Source organism: Paenibacillus sp. GCM10027626 (assembly GCF_042676285.1).
GTDB lineage: Bacteria > Bacillota > Bacilli > Paenibacillales > Paenibacillaceae > Paenibacillus_Z.
Map to the genome: position 1 here is coordinate 95,914 of NZ_JBHTHC010000017.1, position 18,697 is coordinate 114,610.

Genomic DNA, 18,697 nt, shown 5'->3' on the forward strand with positions numbered 1-18,697 from the left:
TCCGCTCACTCTCCTTCAGGAAGGCTCATGTGCACCGTCACACGGGTTTCCTTGCTCGCGCCGGGACCCAGAACCATGGCGGTTCCTTGGGCGGCGCAATCCGCCAACGTGGCGATCGGACTGGAGAACGGCTCGACGGCCATATTATACGTCCTTCCATAATAGGGAAACCCGGCCGCTCCGCCGTACACCTGCCAACACCAGACATAGGGAAATACTCCGGCATCCCACTCAAGCCTCAGCTTCAGACGATCGCTCTGCAGCTCGTACCACCCTTCCGGGACCCGGACATAGAAGCTATCATCGGTTCCCGCTTCCCGTCCCGGGAGCAGATCGGCCCGCAGCTTCGAGCCGTAGGGAGCTGCCGCCTCCGGCCAAGCCGAAGACTGCCCGCCGGCATATCTTCTCGCAGCTCCCGCATTGAATGTGGGGACATGCATTCTGGATCCGTCCGGCAACTTCAACCGACAGCCGGCCCCGAGGAAGGGCTCTCCGAATGTAGGATGGTGACCCCACATCAGATGCATCTCCTCGCCCCCATCGTTGGTCACCTTTTCGTCCAGGATCAGAGATGCCGCTTCCTTGGCTATCGTGACCGTCCGCTCCAACCGAAACGGCGTGCGGCGGGTGCGCACGGACAGAAGCACGGATACCCGATCCGGCGTATCCTCGATCACTCGGGCGGACCACGGCAGCAATGAGACTTCGCCGTGCTGTCCCAGAGAAGCTCCTTTGTAATGGCAGTCCAGATGTCCGTTCGGAAGCACCTCCTGCCATCCGCCGTGCAAATAATCCAAGAAGCTGCCTTCTTTACGTTGGGTCGGCGGCACATTACGCCCGGGCGGCAGCAGCTCCTGCGGCGCGTGCCACAGGACATCCAGATCCAGCGGTTTATACCGCAGCTCCAGCAGATCAGCCCCTTGATCGACGATAATAACAGCGCGCAAGTACCGGTTCTCCAATGCGATCATGTCATGTCCTTTATATTGAAAAAAACAGCCCCGACAATCGTGGAATCGTTCGACAAACATGGGTTCACCTACTTTGTAATGGTATATCCGCCATCCACGAAGATCGTTTGTCCGGTTACATACCCGGCGCGAGCGGAGGCCAGAAATAGAGCCGCCTCGGCGATTTCGCGAGGGTCGCCCAACATCCCCATCGGGATCTTCGCTTCGATATCCTCCCGCTTGATATGGCCTTGGGAGAATGCGTAACGGTTGATCTCCGTATCGATATAGCCCGGCCCGATCGCATTGACCCGTATGCCTCCGGGCGCCCATTCCGCAGCCAAAACACGAGTCAGATGGGAGACACCGGCTTTGGTCACGCCGTACGGCAGACGCCGGGGCAGTCCGTATTGGGCCGCGATCGACGAAATATTGATGATGCAACCTGCCTTCTGGCGAAGCATGATCTTGGCCGCCTCCCTGGCGCAATAAAACACGCCATTCAGATTCACGCCGAGCACACGCTGCCACTCTTCGTCCGATATGTCCACCGAAGCCTTGTTTAACTGAATCCCGGCATTGTTCACCAGTATATCCACCCGGCCCCAAGTTTCCCCGACATGGCCAACCCACGCCGATACCTCGGCCGATACCGAAACATCCGTCCTGTCGGCGGAGATCCGGCGATCATCCTCCAGCCCGAGCTCCTGCCTCAGACGTGCCGCCGTTGAGCGGACGGCATCCTCATTCATGTCCGAGAGGGCCACCTTGGCGCCTGCTAGCAGCATGCGCCGAGCGATGGCCTCACCGATCCCCTGGGCGGCCCCGGTTATCAAAGCTACCTTGCCCTCCAATTCCTTCATCTGCATCTCCTCCCGATCCGCGTCGCTCATCCTTTTTGCTTGGCCGCTTCGATCGCGCCCCAATCCCAGCGTATGCCGAGCCCCGGTTCCTCCGGCGCCAGCGCATAGCCGTCCTTTTGGGCAACCGGCTGCAGCACAAGCTTGTGAAAATTCATGATGCCGGTTTCGGGCGGAATGATCTCCACTCCCAGACAGCCCGGCATGGCGGCGGCCAAATGGATATGCACCTCCGGAAACCAATGCGGGTACAGCGGAATCTGATGCGCCAGGCCCAAATGTCCCACCTTGATCCATTCGGAGATGCCGCCGACCAGCGTAGCGTCGTGCCGCAGAATATCCAGCGTCTTCTGCGCCAGCAGTTCCTTGAACGCCCAGCGGCCGCTCTCATCCTCCCCGATCGCCACCGGGATCGAGGATGCGGCGCGGAACTCCCGCATAGCCTCCAGGTTGTCCATCAGGAAGGGCTCCTCGATAAAATAGATTTCATACGGCTTCAACTCTTCCGCCATCCGCAGCGCCTGCTTCGACGAGACCAATACGCCGTTGAAATCGACCATAAGCCGTATGTCCCGTCCGATCGTCTCTCTCGCGGTTTCGATGCGTTTCAGATCCTCCGCGAAGCTTGCGGCCCCGACCTTCATCTTGACGCCCCGGAATCCTGCATCCCGATAACGCGCATACTCCTCGCGAAGCTCGCGGAGTCCCTCCCCTTCGCGGTAATAGCCGCCCGCTGCGTAGGCCGGAACCTTGCGGGACATGCCGCCCAGCAGCTTCCACAGCGGGAGCCCGGTTTTCTGCCCCTTCAGATCCCATAGCGCGATATCCACCGCGCTGATCGCGCGCATCATCATGCCCTTGCGCCCCAGATACCTCGTCTGCAGATACATCTCCTCCCAGAGCTTCTCCGTCAGCGTCGCATCCTGTCCGACAAGCAGCGGCCGCAGGTTGGCTGTCACGCAATCGCTGACATTGCCGCCCCGGGCAAAGCCAAAACCATGTCCCTTCAGGCCGTTGTCCGTCTCGATCTCGACGAATACATAATCTCGCTCGCGTATCCGGAGATTGCCGATATAGATTTCGCGTTCGAGCGGAAGGTTCAATGTCCAGGCCCGCACTTCCGTGATCAACATCTTGATGCTCCTTTCCCGGTCAAATAAGAGAACACATCGCCTCTCAATTCCCCTTCCAACAGGGTCACCGTCACGGCGTGCGCTCTTTCCTGCAGGTCTGCCCGTTCATAGATGATGCGGGACCCGGGCGATGCTTCCGGCTGCACGTCGACGACCTCCGATTGCTCTCCGTCGATGTCGATTTGCAATTTGCAGGCTTCCAACACAGGCGACCAGATCCTGCATGCCGTACCTGTAAAATTCCACTTCAGCTGCGCTTGACCGTCCAAGTCATAATTCAACCGATCCGTTGAGCGGAAGCCAAAGCCGTATTTATAATCGGAGGACTCTTCGTAAGCCCACTTCCCGGGTTGCTGTCCAGCGCACATCGCTCCTTCCGCCGGCAGCAGGTCGATCCAACACGGATTCCCCGCGCCCTCCAGACAGAATCGTGCAACCTCAAGCACGCTTCCTTGCTCCGCGTGCAATCCGATTCGCCCAGGTATGGCAGGCAGCGGCAGATCAGCTTCTTGACCGCCGCAGACAATCCGGCACGAATCCGCTTGCTGCCGCACTCGGATCTCTTCGCACCAGCCGTCCGCAAGCGGCCACTCGGCAAGCCGGCATCGGTTGCCCCCGGCATCCAACTCTTCGATCATGACGGACTGTGCCGCAACATGAAGCCGCAAGCCGCGGGTCAGCATCATCGGATGGGGCTGTCCGCCAGCCCAGTTGCTATGCTGCTCATTCCCGATGGTATGACTCCCAATCGTGCCGCCGACAGGCGCGTTCCATTGCCAAAGCAGCGAAAAATCGGCTTGCCTGGAGAGCCGTATGCACAGGTCGAATTCTGTAAACTGCTGAAACAGAAAAGAGAAAGCCGGCGCGTTGTTCGCCGAAAGCACGAAGCCATCGGTTTGGGGATTGACCCAGCTTCTGCTGGCGATGTTGATCGTTCCCCGATCGTCGCCGTTTTTGGATGGGTACATCACCCAGAGGCGATTCCCCAACACCTGCCCGGAAAACGTCTGGCCCCAGATTCCGTACCGTTCGCCGGAAAGAAGCTCGTTGTGCCACAAGGAGCCTTCCTGGACGATCTCCCAGGCGTAGTCCAGGTGCGCTTCTTCGAGCGGCGCCCGAAACAGGCATTGATAATTGCGGTTTTCCCCCACCGAGGTAGCTGGCGCATACACATACTCTTCATCCACGAAGGCCGGGTAAAACTCGATCGGAGCGGGATGATACTTGAGAGATTGCGGATACAGTAAGAGCTCTGGCCCTGTATAAGGCCCCTCGGGGCGCTCCGAAGTCAGTGCCGCCATCCCCCATGTGCCTCCCCGATTACCCGGCGTGCTCATATCCGTGAGGAGGAGCCAGTCGTGCCGTCTCCTCAGCAAGGTAGGGGCATAGCAACGCTTGTAATATCGGTTGACGCATCGGCCGAGTCCGCTTTCGCTCACGACCGGATGAGCATGGCGATAATACGGGCCTTCCGGCCGGTCCGCCGAGGCATAGGCCAAACCTCCGTCCGCATACATGCCGCTGGTGGCCCATCCGTAGATCATGTGATACTTGCCTTCCTCGTACACGACCGAGACGTCCACGGCTCCCCCGGCGTCATACTCGGGGGACAGTCCCTTGCCGTCAAATACGGGGCCGAGATGATCCCAGGTCTTGCCCTCATCCGCCGACCTTAAGAGGACGACGGTCCCGATCGGAAAGTACCCCCTAGCATACAGGCTGACAAATACATAGAAATGACCCGACACCGGATCGATAAACAAAAAACCGTTGACCGGCCATTCCCACACCCCGATCCCTGTAAATACGGGATTCCCTTCGAATCTCTCAAAGCTGTCGAAAGAAACGTCGCCGATGATCGGGTGTCGAAACCAATGCGGCACATGTTCTTTTTTGGCATAGTCCATTCTTACTTTTCTCCTTCCAGCCATCGCTTGTTGACGACATGTTTCATCGCTTGACCGGATAGCGCCCGCACCACCTCATGGGCGGCATGCAACTGCAGCCGGAGCAGCGCCTCCTCGGTATACCAGGCGCAATGGCTGGTCAGCGTGACGGATGGGAGCTCTAACAGCGCCGAATCCGGGTGAACCGGCTCTTTCTCGAGCACATCCAGACCGGCTCCGGCCAACGTGCCGGCCTGCAGCGCAGCGATCAAAGCCTCGGTATTAATGATGCCACCCCTGGACGTATTGACGATGAAAGCCCCCTGCTTCATCTGGGCCAGCGTCTCCTGATTGATCAAGTGCCAGGTTTCCGATGTAAGCGGAAGGTGGATGGAGATGGCGTCGCTGTCCCGCAGCAGGGTCTCGAACGAAACCGGCGCAACCCCAAACTGTTCATAGACTGCATGATCCACGTAAGGGTCGAAAGCCGTCACGTTCATACCGAACGCTCGTGCGCGAACAGCCACCTTGCGGGCGATATTGCCGAAGCCCGCCAGCCCCAGGACGCTGCCTTTCAGGCTGCGCATCGGCCTGCACGGATTCGTCTCCCATATCCCGGCTTGGATCTGCCGCATGACCTGGGGAATTTTACGTATGGTCGTCAGAAGCAGCGACATTGCATGGTCGGCCACCTCGTCCAGGGCGTAGTCCGGAATATTCGCCACCGCGATCCCCTTTCGCGCCGCCGCCGCCAGATCGACGTTATCGACGCCGATGCCGTAACGCACGATCGCCTTGCATCGATCCAGCCGTTCGATGACCTTGCCTGTCATGGGCGCCCACTGGGTCAAGACTACATCCGCTTGCGCCGCCGCCTGGATCACCTCATCCGGCGTCGTGCACTGATGAACCTCGACTACGCCGCCCGCATCCGCCACGAGGCGCTCCTCCTGGTGCAGATCCGGAAATCCGTGATCCGTTACTACTACTTTATACATACAGGCTTCACCCCACTGGAAATCCTGGCGATACAGTCCATCTCCACATCGAATCCGATCAACTGAACGCCGACGGTAATCCGGGCCGGATATGGCTCATTGAAATAGGAGCTGAACACCTCGTTCATTTCCGTAAAATGCTTCAGGTCGGTCAGGTAACAATTCAATTTGACGATATCGTCCATGCCGGCTCCCGCTTCGGCCAGTATGGCCCGGATCGATTGCAGCACGGCATGCGTCTGTTCGCGGATACTGCCGCCCTTGATTTGCTTGGTTGCCGGATCTACCGGTACCTGTCCGGAGACAAAGACAAGATCGCCCGAGACGATGCCTTGCGAATAGCTGGCACCGCTATGCAGCGCCTTATCCGTATAAAGCGATTGCTTCTCCATCTGCTATTCCTTCCCTTCACGCAAGTAATCATGAATGATGCGCCCGAACACCAACGTCAGATCCACCCTCCAATAGAAACCTTCGACAAACGATTCGACGGGAAGGCGATAGACAGGAAACTGAGCATGGGGACGGAGTTCCACCGTGCCCGGACCTTTCCAGCATTCGTGCACGACCACATTGTCGAACTCGCGGGAGGTCAGCTGCCGGATCGCCGGCCGCCCGTCGATATGCGGCACAAACTTATAGTTGATGTTGTTCGTAAAGGGAATGTAGGACTTCAGTTCATCAATCGACGCCCGGGTCTGCTTGTACGGAAGCGTAACGGTCGCGACATCGATCCCATTGCGCTCGGCCCGCCCGATGATCAAATCCCCGTTGACCTCGATCGACGGCTTTCCCGATTTCTTCGGTTGCCCGTATATTTCGCGCCCGGTGGCCAAGCCACCGTCCGTGGTCAGCATGATAAACGGAGAATAGGCTCCCCTGACACCGGCCCCCGGAAGGGCGGCATCCACCTGAACGGCATATTCGAAGTGCGGGCCGAACCAGTCCGGGTCCCGCATATGGTAGTAATGCATCATGACATAGTCGCTTGCGGCCACAAGCGGCTCGGGCAGGACCGCCTCTACCGCCTGCCGGGAGGTGCGGTACACGATCGTCAGGATGGCTGTGTCCCGGAACTGAATCGGAAACTGCGGGACCAGCGGCGCTCCCCTCGGTGTCGAAAAATCGGTCATCTTCCCATCCACCCCCCATCGACGATCAAGACCTGACCGTTCATGAAGTCCGATGCGTCGGAGGCGAGAAGCAGGCAGGCGCCGTCGACCTCATCTTTCCTCCCCCAGCGTTTGGCGGGTATCCGTGCCATCATTTCGCGCGAACGGACCGGGTCCCGGAAAAGTGCTATATTCTGATCCGTATCCATATAGCCCGGCGCAATCGCGTTCACCTGGATGCCATGCTCCGCCCATTCGTTGGACAACGCTTTGGTGAGCCCCAGCACGGCGTGTCTGCTCGCGGTGTAAGCGGGGACCGTATAGCCGCCCTGGAATCCGAGAATGGACGCAATATTGATGATTTTGCCCGACCGCTGTTGCAGCATGAGCTTCCCCGCGGCTTGACATAGCAGGAACACCGAACGGAGATTTACGTCCATCACTGCATCCCATTCCGCCATCGTCCAGTCGACGGACGGCTTCCGCAGGAACGTCCCCGCATTGTTGACCAGAATATCCCACGCCCCCCATCGCCCGACTACGGCATCCCTGATCGCGGCCACCCCTTCTTCGGTCGTTTGGTCGCATATTACGGAGATGCTTTGGCAACGATGCTCCTCCATGAGCGCTTCCGTCTCCCGCAAGTTATCCTGCCGCCCGACCAGGCATACCCTGGCGCCGGCCCTTCCGAGCGCAAGCGCCATGGATCGACCCAATCCCTTGCTTGCCCCCGTCACGACAGCGGTTTTATTGTCCAACCCGAACATGTCTTGCAGATAAGCCCCGTCCATATCGTCGCCCCCTATCCCTTCACGGCCCCGGCCGTCAGACCGGACACGATATACTTCTGAACCGACATAAACAGGAGCAGGCTCGGGATGATCGAGAGCAGGATGTTCGCAAAGACCAGATTCCAGGATTGGCTGTACTTGCCGAAAAACAGATAGACGGTCATGGGCAGAGGCCACTTGTCCCCGCCGGCAAAAAACAGGTAAGCCTGCACTTCGTTCCACACGCCGATGAAATTAAAGACGATCACGGTCATCGAGACGGGACCGAGCAAGGGAAAGATCACTTTGACAAACATCTGGAAAGAGCTGCAGCCATCCACGATCGCCGCTTCGTCGAGCTCCCGCGGGACCGACTTGATGAATCCCGTGTAGAGGAAGATGCTTAGCGGCAAGGTATAGGTCACGAAGATCAGGATCAGTCCGGTATAGGTGTTGTTCAAATGCAGGATCAAGAGTGTAAAGTAGGTCGGTACAATGGCGATCGGGATAATAAGGCCGGATACGAAATAGCTATAGAAAAAGCTCGACATCCGGTTGGCGGCCCTGGCCATATAGAAAGCAGCCATGGAGGAGAACAGCACGGTCAGCACAACTACCACAGCGCCAAGCAGCAAGCCGTTCCCAAGTCCTCTGAGCGCATTAGACTGCTCGATCACGTTCGCATAGTTTTGAAAAAGAAACACGTCGGGCAGCTGAATGCTCAATTGATTCGCCTTTTCTGCCGGCTTCAGCGAGTTCGTCACGATCATCCAGACCGGCACAAGGTAGATGACGGCCACCGCAAGCATCAGGAGCTCCAAGGCCAGCTTGGCGGCAAAAGCCCGGGGTTTGTTATGTGCAATCATAGATCAATAATCAGCCTCCAATCTTCGGAAAAAACGGAGCAGGATAAAGCTGACCGCACTGATGACAATCGTGAAGATCAGTCCCGCCGCAGCCGAGAACCCGAACAAGCCCTGAGAAAAAAACTTGAAAATAAACGTCCCGTAAACTTGCGTCGCATCGGCCGGCCCTCCGTTGGTCAAGCCGTATACTTGGGCGAACACCTTGGCCCCCCCGATCACGCACAATATGGTGCAGATCGCGATGGCGTATACCATCAGCGGCAGGGTAATGTGTAAAAATCGACGCACGCTGCCGGCCCCGTCAATCATGGCGGATTCCACGTAATCCTTTGGGATCGCCTGCAGCCCCGCCAGAAAAATCACCACAACCCCGCCGATCCCCATCCAAATATCCATGGCGCTTATGGAGAGCATGGCGAACTTGAGATCCGTCAGCCAATGCTGGGCGAGGAAGCCGAGGCCGATCGAGCGAAGAAAGATATTGATCGGACCGTAGTCGGGGTTATACAACGCGCTGAACACGATCGCCACGACCATGGGATTGATGACATAAGGAGAAAAAATGATCGTCCGGTATATATTTTTATACCTCAGTTGATTGTTCAGGACGATGGCGAGCAGCAGACCGGCGACCAACTTGACGACCGAAGTGAGCGCCATGAATAAAATCGTGTTCTTGACGGCCGTAAAGAAGATCGAGGTTTGGAACAGATCGATAAAATTTTGCAGCCCGTTAAATAAAGGCTGGAGCGGATGATACGATGACCAATCAGTGAAGGACATCACGAGTCCGGCAAGATTGGGCAATACGAAAAACAGGGTGAAAAGCATGGCGGCTGGCAGCAGGAACCATCCTGAGTAGTGACTCTCTCTCCTTTTCATGAGTCTCACCTTTCTTATAGGCAGAATGCCGCTTACCGCGAAATTCCGCCCTTGATGCTCAAAGCGGACGCCGTATTACCATCCCGGCGTTTTCTGTGCCTGATTCAATCGCCGATAATCCTTGTACCAATCGTCATACGCTCGGTCGACCGCCTTGCCGGCGAACATGTCGAGCCAAGGCTTCCACGTTTCCCCCAGCTGGAAGGCCCCCACTTCTTCCTTCAGATAGGAATCGGTGATCGGGATGTCATGCTCGTTCAGCATGCCCATCATATCCTGCTGCCAGGGATTCATCTCGCTCGCATAGCCTTTATAGGGGCTGGCGCCCTTAAACGGTTTCACGATCGTATTGAAATGCTCCGGCTCCATCATGAAGTTGATAAATTGCTTCGCATCATCCTTATGCTTGGCATTGGCCGGCACGCCGAACGCCCTTCCGGTAAAGTTGGAGATGGCGCTAATATAGTCGTCGCTGAGTGTAACGGGCATCATACTGAGATCGCTGATTTTGTCGGGGCCCACCTTGGCGAAGTCGTCGTACAGCCAGTCCCCGAGGAAGGCCATCCCGTATTCGCCGTTCAATAGCCCCTCATACCCGTCCGCGGTCTGCGCCGACATGTGATTTTTATTGAAATACTTCTTCAGCGCCAGTGAGCGATCGGCCAACTCCTCTAATGCTTGAACCTCGGAAGGCTTCACTTCGCCCGCGATCATCTTGTTCGCCGCATCGGGGTTGTTCTTCAAGGCGTATACGCCTCCAAGGGCCGGGATCATCTCATACGTCCAGCTGTCCTTGCCCGGCATGAATATCGGCGTCACGCCGATGGCCTGAAGCGCCTCGCATGCCTCCAGCAGCTCCTGGTAGGTCGTCAGCGGCAAGCTGATGCCGGCTTTTTCGAACACGGGTTTATTGTAGATCACATCAAGAAATCCGAGCGGGAAGGCGTAAGCCATATAGATTGAGTCTTCTTTGGAGGCGATTTTCTTCACGCTGTCCTCCATCACATCCACCCATGGACCCGTAAGCGGTTCCAACAACGTGTAGGGTACATAGGATTCGCCAATATTGGCCAAGAATAAATCAGGCGCATCATTGGTTGAGATCTTGGTCTTCAAAACATTGAGAAACTGGTCGTCCGGATACACATCCAATTGCACCTTGTTTCCCGTTGCTTCCTCATAGAGCTTGATCGACTCGTTCAGTCCCTCCGCCTTGGCCCACTCGTTGAAGGTGGCCAGCGTCAAGGTGACGGCTTCCTTCTGCGGTGTCTGCTCCTGCCCATTCGGCGCACTGTTGCCGGCCGTGTTGTTTCCGCAGGCGGCGGTCCATAAGACCATGTTCAAGATCGCGATTCCCGGAATGATTCGCTTTAACCGTCTGTTCATTGCCTGATTCCCCCCTTAGATTTGAATACGGGTGATACGTTTCTTATTGTAAACAGAGCAGAACGGCCTGGTATATAGAAAATCTTAAAGAGCCTCTGGATAATTTGACACAATCAATAGCTCGCCATTTTATTTGTGATAAAATAGATACAGGTGATGAGTATGTGGAGATGGAGATGGAGATGGAGAAATCTCCGAACGAAGCTGTTTGCAGCATATTCCTTGGTTATGATCCTTATCGCCGTTGCGGTCAGCATTCCGATGTACTTTTATTTGAAAGGGGATATTGAGCGCAATGTCATCCATACCTTCGAGGAATCCGTCTCCGGAATGGACGCGAGATTCGAGGGCGTTTTCCATGATTTCGATAGTATTAGCAAGCAGCTCTATTTAAATGCGGATTCCACGGGAAAAACGGTTACCCAGTACATGGACGACGTTGTCTACAACCCGGGCGGGTATGAATCCTTTCAAGCGAAAAATGCCATTGAGAATTTTATCCTCCTGATATCCAACATCTACACCCGGATGCACCGGATCAGCATCTTTACGGAGAACAGCGACTTTTTCTCCAATTTGGACAGCGAGCCTGATGCCATTCGATCGCGAGTCCGATCCGAACAGTTCGACCCTCTAAGAAGCTCGATGGGCGAAGCGATCTGGGGATACCATTCGCGCGACTATTGGCAATCCGGCGACGATACGCCCGTGTTTACGCTCGGACGATTGCTAAAGCCGCGCGAAAACCGTGTCGGATATCTCGAAATTCAGGTTAACGCCGCCGATTTGTTGGCGCTTGGCCGGGTTACCGAATTTAAGGGGACCGAGCTGCTGATCCGGGAGCATGATCATGTGCTTTACTCGACAATGGGAGAACGCGAGACGGAGGAAAGATTGCCGAAGCTGGAGCAGCTTGCCGAAACGACGAATGAAGGCGTTTCCATCCTTCAGGATCGTTCGCTCGACGAGTATTCCTTCTACCTTACTTCGCCAAGCACGGGTCTGACTATCTACATGTCGGTTCCCGAGAAGGAATTATTCGCCCCTTTGCGCTTGTTTCGCAACGTCACACTTGCAGCCGTGCTGCTTCTGATTCTATTGTCCACCACGGTGTTTTACCTGTTGTCACGTCTGCTGACCCAGCCGCTGTACAAGCTGAAGCAGGCCATCGATTCCATCAATTTGGACGATCGAAACCTCGATATCGACAATACTTATCATCTTGGCGAGATCGAGTTAATCAATCGGTCCTTCCGCAAAATGAACGAACGATTGCAGAGCAATCTGGAGGAAACCGTCCGTTTCCGCACGATGCAGCTGCAATCGCACTTTGATACGCTGCAGGCTCAGATCAACCCGCACTTCTTGTTCAACATCCTCGGCGTGATCCAGGCCACGGCGGAAAACGGTCAAATCAAGCAAGTCGAGTATATCAGCCGTAACCTCGCCGACTTTCTCAGGTACGCTATCACGGCTAGCAAATCGATCACGACACTGGAACAAGAGGCGGCCATCACGGTCAAATACCTGGAGCTGATGAAAACCCGATACTTGCATCGTCTGGTATTCACGGTTGAAATCGATCCGAAAATCCAATATATGCATGTCCCGAGGCTCACCCTTCAGCCGCTGGTCGAGAATTGCATCCAGCACGCCTTTACGGATATCAAGCACCCCCTGCATATTCGTATTATCGGAAAGAGCGACGGAAACGACTGGGAGATCTCGATCGAGGACAACGGCTCCGGTTTTCGTGCGGATCGCTTGGTCGAAATGAAGCAACATATTCAAAATTATTTGGATACGATCAACTCCAATTCCGACGTTCAGCCGCTTCATATCGGGGGGATGGGTTTGGTGAGTACGATTGCGCGTCTCAACTTTTTATACAAAGGACAATTTCAATACGAGTTCGGTAATCGACCTGATTCCGGCTCTTACGTAACCGTCAGGGGAACCATTAAGCTCTGAGGAGGGCAACGACACATGAGAATCATGTTAGTGGATGACGAGCCTCTTTTTCTGGATCAGCTGAAGCGAAAATTGACCTTGCATAATGACGAATCCGTCCATTCCTTGCAAATCGTCGGGGAATGCTACAGCGGCCACGAGGCGATGGCGCAAATTCCTTCCCTCTCGCCCGATGTGGTGTTTACCGATATCCGCATGGCTTCCGGCGACGGCATAGAGCTGGCGCACGCCATCCAGAAGCGATGGCCCAATATCCAGGTCGTCGTCATCAGCGGCTATCCATCCTTCGAATACGCTCGGGAAGCGATGAGAGCCAACGTGGCGGACTATCTGCTTAAGCCGTTGGATGCCGATGCGTTGAGGGACGTGCTGGACAAGCAACTGCAATCCTTTGAAAGTCGACATTACTTGCGAACCCGTGAGGTGGTGTGGGGGCACTTGTGTTCCGGGCGCTTCGAGGAAGTTCCCCAAAGTGTGATTCCGGCTGCTCTGCCCTATTCGTCGTATCGGCTGTTTCTCATCCAGAAAGTGGGCGCTGGATATGATCTTCCTTTTTTGATGCCGCCCCACCTGGTTCATTTCGGGGAATGCCGCTCGCAATTGGTGCAGCTGCTGGCTCACAACGAAGAGGCGTGGCTCTTCCCCATAGAAGACGGGAGCACCGTCATCACCGTGATCGGAACGCACGGAGACGGCCCCGCCGCCATGGAACAGATCTTGACGTGCTTGCAGAACACTTTCAGGAACAACAACCAGCTCCCATCGATCGCCTATAGCGAACCGATCCGCGAACCGGAGAACCTGCGCCGGACCGTCCAAAAACTGCAGGTACTCCTATCGGAACATATCGCTATCGGCAAGCCGAAGCTCGTCACGACCGCCTCGTCGTCAGGTCTATCAACGGCCCGAACCCTGTCCGAACTGGAGGTCCAGAGAATCCGGCATTTGACCATAAAACAGGATTACGCCGCACTTAAAACGATGATCCACACCAGCTTGCAAACTTGGGAAAAGCTCAGTCTATCCAACAAAGTGTTGAAAGTGAATCTGATGCATATTCTTCGAATCATCGATCGTACCCATCAACCGCCGCTTGATCCCGATAACCGATCCTTCGAAGCGCGTGTGGAGGAGATGGTCATGACAGCCTCTTCCTATGCGGAGTTATTTCAGGCATTCTGGTCCATGCTCGCCCACTCCTTGTCACTCGAGCAAGACGCGGAAGACAAAATAAACAATGCGGCTGAGATTTTCGCCAAAATCGAGACTTATATTTCGTATCATATTGGACAGCCGCTCAGCTTGCAGGACTTGATCGGCAACTTCCATGTATCCAGCACATATATCTGCAGCTTGTTCCGCAACTTCAGCGGCAAGTCGTTTGTGGAGTATGTCACGGAACTTCGCATGCGCAAAGCCAAGGAATTCATGCTTGCTTACCCCGAGATGCTGGTGAAGGAAATCGCCGAGATCGTAGGCTATACGGACCAAAATTACTTCAGTCGCGTGTTCAAAACGATCGTCGGAGTCAGTCCGACAGAATTTCGGCTTAAGGACGGATATCGCGATCAGTCTAGCGGATGTGAGCGATCTTAATGGCACATTTTTGGCCGAAATCGTGCTCCTGGTCATCAAATAGCGGCTGTGACATCCGTCCCTCGTTCATCGTGAACACGCGGCCCCTAGCGGACTGTGGATCCGTTATCTGTGAACAAATGTGCCAAAACCGCTGGCTCGCGGACCCTAGATCCGTTATGTAACTCAAATCGCCGTTAATTCCCAGCAAAATCGGCAAATAACGAATCGTCTGTCCGCGAAACCTCCAAATGTACTGGGCGCCGACAACCTAACGGATCGTCTGTTCCACTTGGCTTATTTTATAAACTCTATATTAACAAAAAAGCCCTCCCGGGATCGGGAGAGCTGAAAAGCACAAGCGTAAAAAGAGGTTACCTGCTGTCGGCTGTCTGGCTGCCATTCGCCTCGGCGCGCTAAAGCCTATTTGCCCACTATGAAGCGGTATCGCCGCTCATTTTTTTCTTGAACGTGTAAATTGCAATAACGATGATGACAGCCGCATATCCAATGACCCACCATAGATGCGGTAAAATCGATGAATAGTCTTTGAAAATGGCAGCTCTGCTCGCATCTACAGCATGAGCAAAGGGAAGGGCGTAGGCAATCCCTTTAAACCAGCCGCCAATCAGATTTAAATCAAACCAGGTGCCGCTAAGCCATGCGCTTAGATTCGTCAGGAGCGCTCCGCAGATGCCGCCTACCTGCTTGTCATTTAATATACTGCCTGCCAGCAGGCCGATTCCTATAAAAAGAACAGCTGTTGGCAGAAGCGCAATAATAGAGAGCAAAACATTGGAATTGACCGGCAATCCTAAGAAGAATGCGGCAATAAAACATATGGCAATTTGTAGAATCGCCATGGGTATTAGCGGCAATGTATATCCCATGATGTAATCAGGGGCTGTTAATGGAGCCGTAAACAACCTCGTCAGAAAGGAGGTGCTTCTATCTTTAGCGATTAGCATCCCGGAGAATAGAGAAACAAAAGAAAGGCCGAAAACGGCAACTCCCGGAACAAGGTTATCGATGGAAAATAGTTCAACTTTGGTATTCGCTTGTATTGCAGATAGCAGGAATAGTATAACTAATGGGAAACCTATACCAAATACTAGATTCAAAGGATCTCTAAGAATCTCTTTGCGGTTTCGTGCAGCAAATGCTATCGATTTCATTATTCTGCCTCCTCTTTTGCCGCTAGCGAGATAAAGGCATCTTCGAGTGTTTTGGCATTCTTCTTTGCCATCAATTCCGCCGCCGTTCCAACCGCTTTTAATTTTCCTTTCGCCATGATTCCTATCCGATCCGAAAGCGCTTCTGCTTCCTCCATATAATGAGTCGTGAGAATAATGGTTATTTTTCCTTTTAATTTCTTAATAGCAGTCCAGAGCTCCCGTCTTGCGATGACATCCAGTCCCAACGTTGGTTCATCAAGGAAAAGTATTTGCGGGTTTGAGATAAGAGCCATGGCAATACTAAGTCGCCTTTGCATTCCGCCCGATAAAGTTTTTGCTTTATCTTTGGACACTTCCATAAGACTAAAAGTTGTCAGCATCTCATCCACTTTTTTCTCTACTGTTTTCCTTTTGAACCCGTAAATGCGGGCAATGAATTCAAGATTCTCTCTGACCGATAAATTGCGAGCGACGGCAGTTTCCTGCGGGGAAACATTGATCTTTTCTTTTACTGCATAAGGATTGGATACGATGCTGCCGCCAAGCAGTGTTGCATCGCCGTCAGTAGGCTTGCTAAGGCAAGTCAACATCTTGATCGTTGTCGTTTTGCCTGCGCCGTTCACTCCGAGCAAAGCAAAGAGCTCTCCTTGTTCTATCGAAAGGTTTAGAGAATTCACAGCAGTTTTATCTTTGAATTTCTTTGTCAAATTCATGGTTTGAACAGCAATCACTCGTCTTCCTCCTCGTATTTCTGTGCATTAAATATATCCTGAGCAAACTGCAGGAAATCCTTGCTCTTTACAATAGCAATTCCCCGCTCCTCATCGCCCAGAACCAGTAAGCTGTCCCCAGGACAGATGCTGAATATTTCCCTAGCTTTTTTGGGGATTACGATTTGCCCTCGTTCACCAACCTTAACGAGTCCAAATATGTGTTTCCCCTTCGGTCGAATGCCCAATTCTTCCTTGTCATCGGAATAATGGACCAAATCATCCAATACTACTCCGTATAACTCTGCCAAAGCGATACAATTATTGATATCCGGCACGGTCTCTCCATTCTCCCATTTCGCAACAGCCTGTCTTGAAACTCCGATCTTATCGGCAATTTCTTCTTGCGTGTAGCGATGCGTTTTTCGCAATTTTTTCAAATTCATACTAATCATATTTTTCACACCTCTTGATATCATTATAGAGTACTTTTCCGACTACACCACCAACCGAAGATAACATGTTTTGTTGCGTTCAGTTAACATTTGTTTCTGTGGCTTCCGAGTTGCTGCAGTTCATGGTCTCTCATGTCTGGAAGAAAAAAAAGGTCTTGTACACGAAAATCTGTGTATACAAGACCTTTTTGGATAATGCCGCAGCCCGTTTATCGTGCTCGTACCCGTTCACGCCGCTACGGCCCACTTCGACCGCCCTTATGGATACTTTTTCTTGGATTAGAGTGAGAAGATGAGGCTTGCCAGCTCTCAGGAGTGTAATCCGCTTCATTAAGCGCCTTCGCTTCTGCTGCTCGGGCTGCAAAAGCGGTTTTATCCGCTATACGCTTCCTTTGGGGTACTCCTTAGAGAACGCGCCGGCCAGCTTGTCGACAGGCGTATTGTAATAGTCGTAGGTAGGGACATTCTCTGCGGCCACGCTAGTTCCGGACGATGGCGTCAACGGCTTAATGTCGAAGTTCGTGTTCCTGCCCGGTATCCAGAAGCTGCCGTCCGCGAGCGGATAAGCTTGCTGACCCTCGGGGAAAAATCGAAGCTCCAGCTGCCGCGGCTGCTCCGTCTCGATATCATCGACTACGATCAAGACGTCGGGCTTGAGATAAAGCAGATGCCGTTTATACGTTTTGAGCGTTGAAGCGGCCGGATAAGCTTGTGCCGCATCGCCGATGAAATGGCTGTATGCGCTTTCAATCGACTATGCGGACCGTGGATCCGTTATCTGTGAACAAATGTGCCCAAACGACTGGTCCGCGGACCGTGGTTCCGTTATTTGTCTCAAATCGCCCCAAAAACCCGGCAAATTCAACGAATAACGGATCGTATGTCCGCGAAACCTCCGAATGAGCCGGGTTTCGACAAAATAACGGATCCTGTGTCCGCATGACCCGCAGTTACCCGCTTCAAGGGGTTTCAGGTTCGTTCCCGGCGCTTTTATTCGCCGGTAATCCCTGATTTATCAATGCTTTCCACAAACCATCTTTGTACGACGAGATACATGACCGTCAGCGGGATAATGGATAAAAGCGTTCCCGCGAAAGCCTTCGCTTCCGTATAGCTCAAGTTCGGATTTTTGCTGGCATCGCCTACCTTGCTGGCTGTAACCGCCGAACCGAACGATTCCTGCAAATTGCCGAGCAGCATCGGGATCGTCTGGATTTTGCCGTCCAGGTAAAAAGAAGTCAGAAACGTTTCGTTCCAATAGATCGAAAATCCATATACGCCGACAATAATAAAAGCGGGCCCGGCCATCGGAATCGCTATTTTCCAAAAGGTCCGTAACGCTCCCGCTCCATCCATATAGGCTGCTTCCTCCAACGCTTTCGGGATCATTTTGAAAAATTGATAAAAGATCAATATAAAAAGCGATGCCTGCTCCCCTTGGCCGGTTAACGCCGGCACGAGCAGCGCCCCGATATTCCCCTTCAGCCCCAGCTCCATAAAAATTTGAAATCTCGGAATGAAAAATAACGTTTTCGGGGCGATGTACGTAAACAGCAGCAGGATTAACACCATATTTTTGCCAAAAAACTGGAAGCGTGCCAGCCCGTACCCGACCAGCATGGAGGACAGGATGACGCAGAGCAGGGTAGATCCTGCCACTGCGATCGTCGTTATGTAAGAGCCTGGCAGCTTCAGCGCCTTCCATGTCATCTCATAGTTGAATGTATACAGGCTTGTCGGCAGCCATTCGACGGTCGTATCAGCCAGGTCCAGGTTGGACATGAAGCTTGTCGACAGCATATACAGCAGCGGAAACAAAAAAACGAATCCGAATACGATCAAAATCGCATAAGCCGCCACACGGTACACAAGGCCGTCGCTGATCTGCATCCCGAAAAAGAGCCTTTTTACCGATGGGGCATATTTAAAAAATTGTTGTCTCGCGCGGCTATAGATCACGTTCATTGT

18 protein-coding genes are annotated in these 18,697 nt (G+C 53.7%); 2 read left to right on the forward strand and 16 right to left on the reverse strand.

The window, feature by feature from the left end:
- Positions 1 to 5: 5 nt before the first annotated feature.
- The 11 genes from ACFQ0N_RS27040 to ACFQ0N_RS27090 form a co-directional block, all read right to left on the reverse strand.
- Positions 6 to 971, reverse strand: a complete 966-nt coding sequence (locus tag ACFQ0N_RS27040; RefSeq protein WP_379332244.1) for an aldose 1-epimerase — start codon at positions 969 to 971, stop codon at positions 6 to 8.
- Positions 972 to 1,039: 68 nt separating this feature from the next.
- Positions 1,040 to 1,843, reverse strand: a complete 804-nt coding sequence (locus ACFQ0N_RS27045) for an SDR family NAD(P)-dependent oxidoreductase (RefSeq protein ID WP_379332246.1) — start codon at positions 1,841 to 1,843, stop codon at positions 1,040 to 1,042.
- The gene (locus ACFQ0N_RS27050) at positions 1,840 to 2,943 is read right to left on the reverse strand and encodes a mandelate racemase/muconate lactonizing enzyme family protein (protein ID WP_379332248.1); all 1,104 of its coding nucleotides are present in this window, start codon (positions 2,941 to 2,943) and stop codon (positions 1,840 to 1,842) included. Before ACFQ0N_RS27050 ends, ACFQ0N_RS27045 begins: the two co-directional genes overlap by 4 nt.
- Complete coding sequence (locus ACFQ0N_RS27055) at positions 2,937 to 4,850, reverse strand: hypothetical protein (protein WP_379332250.1); 1,914 nt, start codon at positions 4,848 to 4,850, stop codon at positions 2,937 to 2,939. Before ACFQ0N_RS27055 ends, ACFQ0N_RS27050 begins: the two co-directional genes overlap by 7 nt.
- A 2-nt stretch (positions 4,851 to 4,852) precedes the next feature.
- Positions 4,853 to 5,827 (reverse strand): C-terminal binding protein, encoded by a 975-nt coding sequence (locus tag ACFQ0N_RS27060; protein WP_379332252.1) that lies wholly within the window; start codon positions 5,825 to 5,827, stop codon positions 4,853 to 4,855.
- Positions 5,815 to 6,219, reverse strand: coding sequence for a Rid family detoxifying hydrolase (locus ACFQ0N_RS27065; RefSeq protein WP_379332254.1), 405 nt, complete (start codon positions 6,217 to 6,219; stop codon positions 5,815 to 5,817). The genes ACFQ0N_RS27060 and ACFQ0N_RS27065 overlap by 13 nt, the downstream gene beginning before the upstream one ends.
- Positions 6,220 to 6,222: 3 nt before the next feature.
- Positions 6,223 to 6,960, reverse strand: coding sequence for an acetoacetate decarboxylase family protein (locus tag ACFQ0N_RS27070; RefSeq protein ID WP_379332256.1), 738 nt, complete (start codon positions 6,958 to 6,960; stop codon positions 6,223 to 6,225).
- Positions 6,957 to 7,730, reverse strand: coding sequence for an SDR family oxidoreductase (locus ACFQ0N_RS27075; RefSeq protein ID WP_379332258.1), 774 nt, complete (start codon positions 7,728 to 7,730; stop codon positions 6,957 to 6,959). The genes ACFQ0N_RS27070 and ACFQ0N_RS27075 overlap by 4 nt, the downstream gene beginning before the upstream one ends.
- Before the next feature lie 11 nt (positions 7,731 to 7,741).
- On the reverse strand, positions 7,742 to 8,575 hold the full coding sequence (locus tag ACFQ0N_RS27080) for a carbohydrate ABC transporter permease (protein WP_379332260.1): 834 nt from the start codon (positions 8,573 to 8,575) through the stop codon (positions 7,742 to 7,744).
- Between the two features lie 3 nt (positions 8,576 to 8,578).
- Positions 8,579 to 9,457, reverse strand: a complete 879-nt coding sequence (locus tag ACFQ0N_RS27085) for a carbohydrate ABC transporter permease (protein WP_379332262.1) — start codon at positions 9,455 to 9,457, stop codon at positions 8,579 to 8,581.
- A 75-nt stretch (positions 9,458 to 9,532) separates the two neighbouring features.
- Positions 9,533 to 10,843, reverse strand: a complete 1,311-nt coding sequence (locus ACFQ0N_RS27090; protein ID WP_379332264.1) for an ABC transporter substrate-binding protein — start codon at positions 10,841 to 10,843, stop codon at positions 9,533 to 9,535.
- A 162-nt stretch (positions 10,844 to 11,005) separates the two neighbouring features.
- Here ACFQ0N_RS27090 and ACFQ0N_RS27095 point away from each other — a divergent pair, with 162 nt between their 5' ends.
- Together ACFQ0N_RS27095 and ACFQ0N_RS27100 are read left to right on the forward strand one after the other, a co-directional pair.
- Positions 11,006 to 12,814 (forward strand): sensor histidine kinase, encoded by a 1,809-nt coding sequence (locus ACFQ0N_RS27095; protein WP_379332266.1) that lies wholly within the window; start codon positions 11,006 to 11,008, stop codon positions 12,812 to 12,814.
- A 15-nt stretch (positions 12,815 to 12,829) separates the two neighbouring features.
- A complete protein-coding gene (locus tag ACFQ0N_RS27100) occupies positions 12,830 to 14,410 on the forward strand; it encodes a response regulator transcription factor (RefSeq protein WP_379332268.1) in 1,581 nt (526 codons plus the stop codon).
- A gap of 413 nt (positions 14,411 to 14,823) precedes the next feature.
- On the opposite strand, the gene ACFQ0N_RS27105 is transcribed toward ACFQ0N_RS27100, so the two are convergent.
- From ACFQ0N_RS27105 to ACFQ0N_RS27125, 5 genes are all read right to left on the reverse strand, one after another.
- Positions 14,824 to 15,564, reverse strand: a complete 741-nt coding sequence (locus tag ACFQ0N_RS27105) for an ABC transporter permease (RefSeq protein WP_379332270.1) — start codon at positions 15,562 to 15,564, stop codon at positions 14,824 to 14,826.
- Complete coding sequence (locus tag ACFQ0N_RS27110; RefSeq protein WP_379332392.1) at positions 15,564 to 16,292, reverse strand: ABC transporter ATP-binding protein; 729 nt, start codon at positions 16,290 to 16,292, stop codon at positions 15,564 to 15,566. Before ACFQ0N_RS27110 ends, ACFQ0N_RS27105 begins: the two co-directional genes overlap by 1 nt.
- Positions 16,292 to 16,729, reverse strand: coding sequence for a helix-turn-helix domain-containing protein (locus tag ACFQ0N_RS27115; RefSeq protein WP_379332272.1), 438 nt, complete (start codon positions 16,727 to 16,729; stop codon positions 16,292 to 16,294). Before ACFQ0N_RS27115 ends, ACFQ0N_RS27110 begins: the two co-directional genes overlap by 1 nt.
- A gap of 379 nt (positions 16,730 to 17,108) precedes the next feature.
- Positions 17,109 to 17,372, reverse strand: coding sequence for a hypothetical protein (locus ACFQ0N_RS27120; RefSeq protein ID WP_379332274.1), 264 nt, complete (start codon positions 17,370 to 17,372; stop codon positions 17,109 to 17,111).
- Between the two features lie 347 nt (positions 17,373 to 17,719).
- Positions 17,720 to 18,694 (reverse strand): carbohydrate ABC transporter permease, encoded by a 975-nt coding sequence (locus ACFQ0N_RS27125; RefSeq protein ID WP_379332276.1) that lies wholly within the window; start codon positions 18,692 to 18,694, stop codon positions 17,720 to 17,722.
- Positions 18,695 to 18,697 lie beyond the last annotated feature (3 nt).

Coding starts and splice junctions, on each gene's coding strand:
- ACFQ0N_RS27090 (WP_379332264.1), bottom strand. CDS start 10,843: ATGAACAGACGGTTAAAGCGAATCATTCCGGGAATCGCGATCTTGAAC.
- ACFQ0N_RS27095 (WP_379332266.1), top strand. CDS start 11,006: ATGTGGAGATGGAGATGGAGATGGAGAAATCTCCGAACGAAGCTGTTT.
- ACFQ0N_RS27075 (WP_379332258.1), bottom strand. CDS start 7,730: ATGGACGGGGCTTATCTGCAAGACATGTTCGGGTTGGACAATAAAACC.
- ACFQ0N_RS27065 (WP_379332254.1), bottom strand. CDS start 6,219: ATGGAGAAGCAATCGCTTTATACGGATAAGGCGCTGCATAGCGGTGCC.
- ACFQ0N_RS27060 (WP_379332252.1), bottom strand. CDS start 5,827: ATGTATAAAGTAGTAGTAACGGATCACGGATTTCCGGATCTGCACCAG.
- ACFQ0N_RS27115 (WP_379332272.1), bottom strand. CDS start 16,729: ATGATTAGTATGAATTTGAAAAAATTGCGAAAAACGCATCGCTACACG.
- ACFQ0N_RS27125 (WP_379332276.1), bottom strand. CDS start 18,694: ATGAACGTGATCTATAGCCGCGCGAGACAACAATTTTTTAAATATGCC.
- ACFQ0N_RS27045 (WP_379332246.1), bottom strand. CDS start 1,843: ATGAGCGACGCGGATCGGGAGGAGATGCAGATGAAGGAATTGGAGGGC.
- ACFQ0N_RS27040 (WP_379332244.1), bottom strand. CDS start 971: ATGATCGCATTGGAGAACCGGTACTTGCGCGCTGTTATTATCGTCGAT.
- ACFQ0N_RS27085 (WP_379332262.1), bottom strand. CDS start 9,457: ATGAAAAGGAGAGAGAGTCACTACTCAGGATGGTTCCTGCTGCCAGCC.
- ACFQ0N_RS27055 (WP_379332250.1), bottom strand. CDS start 4,850: ATGGACTATGCCAAAAAAGAACATGTGCCGCATTGGTTTCGACACCCG.
- ACFQ0N_RS27070 (WP_379332256.1), bottom strand. CDS start 6,960: ATGACCGATTTTTCGACACCGAGGGGAGCGCCGCTGGTCCCGCAGTTT.
- ACFQ0N_RS27105 (WP_379332270.1), bottom strand. CDS start 15,564: ATGAAATCGATAGCATTTGCTGCACGAAACCGCAAAGAGATTCTTAGA.
- ACFQ0N_RS27080 (WP_379332260.1), bottom strand. CDS start 8,575: ATGATTGCACATAACAAACCCCGGGCTTTTGCCGCCAAGCTGGCCTTG.
- ACFQ0N_RS27050 (WP_379332248.1), bottom strand. CDS start 2,943: ATGTTGATCACGGAAGTGCGGGCCTGGACATTGAACCTTCCGCTCGAA.
- ACFQ0N_RS27100 (WP_379332268.1), top strand. CDS start 12,830: ATGAGAATCATGTTAGTGGATGACGAGCCTCTTTTTCTGGATCAGCTG.